Raw genomic sequence first — 7,031 nt, 5'->3', positions numbered from 1 at the left:
CCGACCAGCTTCGTGCCGTCGTATATCTGAACCGTACCGCCCGCCGAAGCCGTCCCGCTCAGAGTCAGCTGGTTCGCATTGCTCTGCGCAGTCAGGACCGGATTCCCGTTCGCATTGATCGAACTCAGGACCGGCGTCGACGGAGGCCCGAAATCTCTCAGGTAGGCAGCCGATGTCGCCGGATATTGGTTATTGCTGAGCTTCCCCGCAAAGTCCGCGTTGCTGTTCCAGTAGATTTGATAAGCAGTATTATGGGAAGCAAACCATTTCGCGGCCTGATCTACGTAGACGCTGTCATCGTTCGATTGCACGCCCCATTCACTGTAAGCAGTGGGCTTGTTGTGGGCCGCCGCGAAATCGACCAACCATTGCAACCCGTACTTCTGATTGACCGTATTGGTCCAGGCGATCGCCGGATCCTTGCTCTGCCAAGTCTTGAAGTAATAGAAGTCCGCCCCGATGATATCGACATACTTGTCGCCCGGATAAGCCGTAGCGGGATCCATGCCGAAGTCGCCAACGTTAACATTCCACTCAAAGACAAATTTGTCCGATACCGAGCGAAACGCATCGACGAAGTGCTGGTAGGCAGCGACGAATGATTGCGGGTCGCCTTGCGCCGACCACGGCATCCAGTTTCCGTTGAACTCCTCGCCGATGCGAACGATGATTTGCGATTCATTGGAATACGCAGCCAACAATGATTTGGCCGCACTCGTATAGTGCGTGTCGTACTCTCCTGCGGCGGCAGAGACTAGATTGCCACCATTGGCGAACATTGGGATGCTCCAGCGGACATCCACGTCCACCGTCTTCCACATGTTCGCCAGCCACGAGATGCTTCCCTGCCAGTCGGCCCAACTCGCCCTGCCGGTCGCAAGACCTACCATAGGCACGTCGCCCCCGAACCAGTCCTCAAATGCCTGGAAGTCGACGGGAGAATTGCCTACGTAAACGCCGGTTGTAACCACGACTGCGCCCTTATATTTGGAACTCCACAATGGCCCCACGCGTTCGAGCCTTCTCGAAGCGCGCGAATTTTTCGTTAAGGCGGCAAAGTGAGCAACCAACGAAAAACGCGCGGTTCCAGCATCACCCATCAGCCGGTGACGAGATTACCCGTTAGCTTCAGCTGAAATCAGGCACAGACATAGAGCCATTTGATGAAGGCCCCGCATGGCTAAACGATCAAATCTTACGGGATGCTGACATCGTTTCGACGGGAGTCGCGCCCGGATTGACCAGCCTGGACATGAAAGGACGTACGAACCGCGAGACGTGCCGGTGGTGTCGCTCGAAGACCAGGTACGCCGCGATCGAGATGCAATGCGCGAGCACGATACTCAAGCCATATGAGAGATAGGTGACTGAGCTGTGCTCCTTCACCACGATTAGCACAGTGTTATGGACTAGATAGAGACTGTAGGAATAGGACGCGAGGGCAAGAGCAATTTTGTGAAAGAACGAAGGAAGCCTTGATTCGGAAAGCAGGAATGTCGCGCCAAACAGGATGCAGGCCATAAAAAAGTCCGTCTGCAAATCATGCGGATCGAACGAAGTCTTGGCGATCTTGCCGGCAAGAGCAACTGCACCGAACAACGTCAGAACCAGACCGATCTTCGCGATCTGGCCGGCGTACTTTTCAAGCGATAGCCAGAGAAATGCAAAGAATGCCCCGACCAACCACACAAGCGTCAGACACTTGCCGCCCCCTGCAAAAGAGTTCCAGATGATGACCGGCAAGCACAAGCTCAACGAGACGAAAATGAACGAACCTCGGAGCCTCTCTCTTCCCAACAAGCAGAAAGCAAATAGGCCGACACCAACATAAATCCAGAACTCGATCGGTATCGTCCAGAATGGCTCAGCAGTGTTGTAGGAACGGACATAGAAATCCGCGACCGACCAACGATTCGAGAGGGCCTGAAAAATCGGATAGTCATTCAGAAAAAGGGCATTCCCCAACAACGCGTAAAGGCCGCGATTAACTCCAAACTGCCCCCAATTGCCGCTCACGAACCATACATTGATCAATGCAACGACGACCAGTATCGGCAGATAGGGAGTTGCGATCCGGGCAAAACGATCTGACAGAAAAACAGATAGCCGATCTTGCCGCGCGTCCAGATGGTTTCTAATCGAAATCGTGATCAGAAAACCGCTTAAGAGAAAGAAGACGCTTACACCCATCGCTCCCGACAACCGAAAAATGTGGATGTCGAATATCTCCTCGGCGTGAGAGATCACGACGACGGACGCCGCCAGGCCACGACACAGATCCAGAAACGACGATGGGCCCGGCCTAAGGCTCTTTTTAGAACCACCGCCCGCACCCGAGACCGACGATTGAAGGGCGCCTTTTTGCATATACACATCGGTGTCGGCCAAGCGAATACAGCGCCTCATCGATTTCACTGGAACATTTGTCTACGCGGACGAACGTCCCGTAGGAGCGGTAGCAACATTACAATGCGCATCTGACACCGGCAAGCAAGCGATTGCACTCCGCCCAAGTCCCCGTCACTTACGACCCATACGCCTCACGATCGATGGTCGTTCGGAAGACATTTCCGAAATCACCAGGCATTTCGTGCCTGATACTCGCTCCCCTCTTCCGGAGTTGGCGGTCGATATTCCCACAACCTATCCTGGAGCATTCGACGCACCAGCATCGTGCCGAAATAGGCATAAGTTCCATCCTTACACTTCACGCGAAACATGAGTAACGGAACTTCATAATACTCCCATTCCATACGATCTCGCTGATCGAGCAATGGCGACCGTCGCCTCGACTACATCATGCGGCCAAGGTCACGAGCTTTTCGGACCTCGCCTGTCGACGGTGATTTCTCACATCCAGCAACGGTTGTTCGAGAAAATGGAACGATGCCGCAGCGATCGCAAAAGCGATCAGTGTATCGACCATTCGAACGCCCTTGAACTCGATGCCGAAGTCCTGAAGGCGGATCATCGCATGATAGAGGTATAAGCCGTAACTGATGCAGCCAATATACTTAATGGGCCTGAATTCAAGAATCTTAACCAACAAGCCCTGCTGATCGGACAGAAGCCCTACAAGGATGGTTGCGACCAGAATGCCTGATGACCATGAGACCAACTCGCCAAGCGCGGTGCTGGCCCCCAACGTCCATACGAAATACGGAACTAAGAAATACAAAAGCAGAGACGGCCCAGCCGCAATCGAAAAAGCCCTGTGAGGCCTGACGACCAAAGCAGTCAGTCCGCCCAACGCCATCAGCCCGAAATTGGTTAGGGAGCCAACGTAGTTTGACCGAAGAGGAAGACCGAGGACGTGCGTCATCACGCCCGCGACAACAGCCAGACCGATGACCAGCATGCAAATCCAGGGTAGGTAGCGGCGCGGCGTCAGCAAGAAGGCGAAGCCGGCCCACAGATAGAATTGCTCCTCAATGGCCACGCTCCACAATGGAAAGAAATGTTCGGGATATACCGGCCAAGCATACGCCTGAAAAATGTTGCTGGTGTAGGTCAGCGTACCGAATATCTCGGAGGCACTCATCGCCGGCCATACGCCGACGAGGCCCATTCCTATGGCTATGAAAACGACCAGATAGTAAACCGGCCAAATTCGGAAAAACCTATTCTCAAAGAACTGCCAAATCTCCGTCCGGATGGCTGCTCTGCCCTCCTCTATGGCACTGCGTCGCTCAGCCAGAATGCCGATGATCAGAAAACCGCTGAGGACGAAAAACAGCTTAACTCCGGAGACACCAGTATTCAGCGTGGTACCAAATTCCGTCTTGTGGTTGAGGATCACCAATCCGACAGCGACGGCGCGAAGCCCGGTCAGTCCGAGAATCTCTTTTCTTTGCATTTTCCAGTCATCGACAAGCTGTAGCGGCGGATAGCACTACGTCTATGCAGTCTATGTGCCAAAATTATTGTGCAGTGAAGGCGCATGTGTGCTTGCACGTACCTATTTGCCCAAGAATCTGGCAAGTCCAATCTCGTTAGGCAAACGCGGGACTGGAACCGGCTTTCCAGCACGAACGTGTAGTGCAGTCGCCGCCTAGCCGAAGTGCCCTCTATGCAGGCTGCGGCAAGAATACCTCGGCCGCACTCGGAGATGGCGGCCTTGCACCCTATTTTTGAGCAGCCCCTGCGAAGACAGAAAAGGCAACAAGACATGGCGAGGGCACTAAAGGCGCTGCGCGCGCTCGACACTGCGCATACATCGGCCCGCCACTCACTGCACGTACATCGCTGCGCCTGGCACACCTCACCCGAGAGTCCCGGCCCGAAAGCCGAACCCGCCGCACATACGACGCGAACAGGCCAATCCGGCCGACCGTAGCCCTACGGATTGTCAGATTCCAGGCCAGAGATCACACTCTTTTTTGGGCTCGCGGATCGCAAAGGGCTGGCCTGAAATCGGATCGCGTCAGTCAAGAACAAGACCGTCAAACGAGGGAGTTGAAAACACCAATGGCCGATGCGTTGCAGATCAATTTCGCGCTCTGGGGCATGATCATCTGCGCAGCAATTAAGCTCATTCAACTATCGGCTGCTGTTTAGCTGAACAGCAGCCTGAACGCTCAAATCCGCGGCGTCCGGTTGATAATGGCCGTTCATCGCGACCTCTAAAATTGGCATCAACATCAGACCTCTTATTGCGCTTCTGGCGCAAAGCACGACTTGGCGAAAAAGGGCGGAGAGATAGACTGGACACACTCAAGATTTTGAGATGCGCGCCCAGGACGCCAATAAACTCTTTGAGAGACATCGCATGCACCGGAGCACCGCTCCGCCCCGGTGCTAGAATGACGTCCCGAGTAACTCCCCGGGCACGACTCCTCAGCTGGCAGGCATGAAACCGATGATTTCCGGTCCGCCAGAGAGGGAAAAGCCGGAGACCAAAGACCAAGCCAGACGTCCGACCTCTAGATGAACAGCTTTAAACCGATCGCACTTCGGAGAGCGAGAAATCATCTAAATTAGTTAATGAAGATTCCGTCCGGATCCCCTCGCATGGAGGAAACATCTGGTGTAAGTATTGTGGTGTTTGGAACGATTGCATCTACTCTAAGATTCCGTCACTTTGCGTCGTTTAGTTATACTTATTAGGTCTTGAGAGTTTCCATGAATGTATTGGTATTAGGAGGTAGCCCGTCTCACCGTGGTGGCGTGGAAGCATTTTGCAGGAGAGCTACGGAAGCCCTGAACGAGGCAACCGGCCATCACGCCAAGTGGCTGTCAACCGAAAGCGCTTACTTGAGACCACGGCGCCTTCCCTCGTTTTTTCGCGCCGTTTTGCATTTCTATCAGGCTCGACGAGAGCCTTGCGACGTCGTCTGGCTGCAATACGTCAACATCGCAGATCTCTTTTTTCTGCCTGTAGCCCGCGTGATGGGAAAGAAGGTCGTCGTAACACCTCACCTTGGCCCGAACTGGGCTTCCACCCGGAACGGGTTTCTTAGAGCTCTGAGCTCGCGGCTGCTCAAACTGTGCGATCGCGTTGCCTACCTTTCCGAAACACAGTTAACCGAACTCGCGGTCCCGGGATCCATACCGAAATCACGAATTCGCACGCTGCTCCCGAGAGCTCTATTAAGACCTGGGCACGTCAAATCAGACGAGCAAACGAATCGAATCCGGCTGATACACGCCAGCCGGCTGTCGCACGCCAAGGGCACGTTTCGGTTTGTCGATGTTTGCAAGATTTTGGCTGAGAATGGCCTCAACTTTGACGCCGAAATAATTGGCCCTTGCGATCCCGCGACGAAGAACTCCCTGATACGATATATCGACGACAAGAAGCTTTCTTCGCTCATTAGCGTGGTGGACGCATTGCCTGAAGACAAGCTGGCCGACCACCTGAGTACGGCCGATTTTCTCGTTCATCTCTCTCAGCTGGATTCCTTCCCACTTATCGTTCTCGAGTCTCTGGCTGCCGGCGCATTCCCGATTTGCATTGATCTGCCGGGAGCCTCCGCGATGACGCAGGAATATTGTGGCGCTGTCGTCTCGGCTGATCACGCCACCGAAAGCACGGCAGCTTTGATCCTAGAGTCGGACGTTACAGACATCCGGAAAGCCACGAAAGAAACCAGGAAGAAAGTCCAAAGCGACTATAATTGGAGCACCTGCGTCGCACTCCTTGAGGACTGTGTGAACTCTCTGAAGTACGAGAGCCGTCGCACCCTAGAGACAGTCTGATGCGTCATCACAGACCCGGCAGCATTGTAAGCATTGGCGACATCAAAGTTCTCGCGACTACGGCGCGCGAGTTTGTAGATCGCTTCGACTCGTCCGTCTCGGCTGGGACGGCGATGAAAGTGGCGTTCTTGAATGCCAACCTGGCCAATATCGCACGATCGGATTTCGCCCTGACCAAGCAACTGGACGACTTCGTCGTACTGAACGACGGCATAGGGATAAGCATCGCAAGCGTGATCTTGCACCGCGCTCTGTTCCCGGAGAACATGAACGGTACGGATTTCATCCCCACGCTTCTCACACAAACAAAACACTCGCTTCGGATATTCCTGCTCGGGGCGAAGGAGCACACGGTCGCCAAAGCCGCCGAAGTAATGAGCTCGCGGTGGCCCCGCCATCAGGTCGTTGGTTTTCACCAGGGATATTTCAACGAGCAGAAGTGCGGCGACATTGCAGCGATGATCGCGGACGCTCGCCCCGACCTGCTGCTGGTTGCGCTAGGCAATCCCAAGCAAGAAGCCTGGACGGCAAATTACGTTCCACGAGTATGCAATCACGCTTTCGCAGTCGGAGCTTTATTCGACTTCATGTCGGGTGAAATTCCGCGAGCATCACATTTCTTTCGCAGCCTGCATCTCGAATGGCTATTCAGGATGTGGAACGAGCCGGGGCGCCTGTCGCGGCGCTACTTGGTTGGAGCACCAAGCTACATTCTTCACATCCTGTCTTTCTGGCTGAATCAAAGAAAGACGCTGGCGTCGTCCTTGCGGAGGGCAGGAACCCCATCAATATCGGCGGAGCGATCAAAGCTTCGATCTTGAGTTTTTCCCGCA

5 protein-coding genes are annotated in these 7,031 nt (G+C 54.3%); 2 read left to right on the top strand and 3 right to left on the bottom strand.

Translation table 11 applies throughout. The features are described from left to right. The 3 genes from AC1RQP_RS40010 to AC1RQP_RS40000 form a co-directional block, all read right to left on the bottom strand. Positions 1 to 1,100, bottom strand: a 1,100-nt coding sequence (locus AC1RQP_RS40010; protein ID WP_492943254.1) for a glycoside hydrolase family 26 protein, incomplete at its 3' end; no start/stop codon positions are given. Positions 1,101 to 1,188: 88 nt separating this feature from the next. Next, positions 1,189 to 2,388, bottom strand: a complete 1,200-nt coding sequence (locus AC1RQP_RS40005; protein ID WP_492943252.1) for an acyltransferase family protein — start codon at positions 2,386 to 2,388, stop codon at positions 1,189 to 1,191. Between the two features lie 409 nt (positions 2,389 to 2,797). Continuing rightward, positions 2,798 to 3,856 (bottom strand): acyltransferase family protein, encoded by a 1,059-nt coding sequence (locus tag AC1RQP_RS40000; RefSeq protein WP_492943250.1) that lies wholly within the window; start codon positions 3,854 to 3,856, stop codon positions 2,798 to 2,800. Positions 3,857 to 5,121: 1,265 nt separating this feature from the next. On the opposite strand from AC1RQP_RS40000, the gene AC1RQP_RS39995 reads away from it, so the two are divergent. Continuing rightward, the gene (locus tag AC1RQP_RS39995; protein ID WP_492943248.1) at positions 5,122 to 6,198 is read left to right on the top strand and encodes a glycosyltransferase family 4 protein; all 1,077 of its coding nucleotides are present in this window, start codon (positions 5,122 to 5,124) and stop codon (positions 6,196 to 6,198) included. Continuing rightward, positions 6,198 to 7,019 (top strand): WecB/TagA/CpsF family glycosyltransferase, encoded by an 822-nt coding sequence (locus AC1RQP_RS39990; protein ID WP_492943246.1) that lies wholly within the window; start codon positions 6,198 to 6,200, stop codon positions 7,017 to 7,019. The genes AC1RQP_RS39995 and AC1RQP_RS39990 overlap by 1 nt, the downstream gene beginning before the upstream one ends. Positions 7,020 to 7,031: the final 12 nt, after the last annotated feature.

Source organism: Bradyrhizobium sp. GW821-FHT13H06, from assembly GCF_058803975.1.
This window is presented reverse-complemented; position numbering and strand designations above follow the sequence as displayed.

Coding starts and splice junctions, on each gene's coding strand:
- AC1RQP_RS40000 (WP_492943250.1), bottom strand. CDS start 3,856: ATGCAAAGAAAAGAGATTCTCGGACTGACCGGGCTTCGCGCCGTCGCT.
- AC1RQP_RS39995 (WP_492943248.1), top strand. CDS start 5,122: ATGAATGTATTGGTATTAGGAGGTAGCCCGTCTCACCGTGGTGGCGTG.
- AC1RQP_RS39990 (WP_492943246.1), top strand. CDS start 6,198: ATGCGTCATCACAGACCCGGCAGCATTGTAAGCATTGGCGACATCAAA.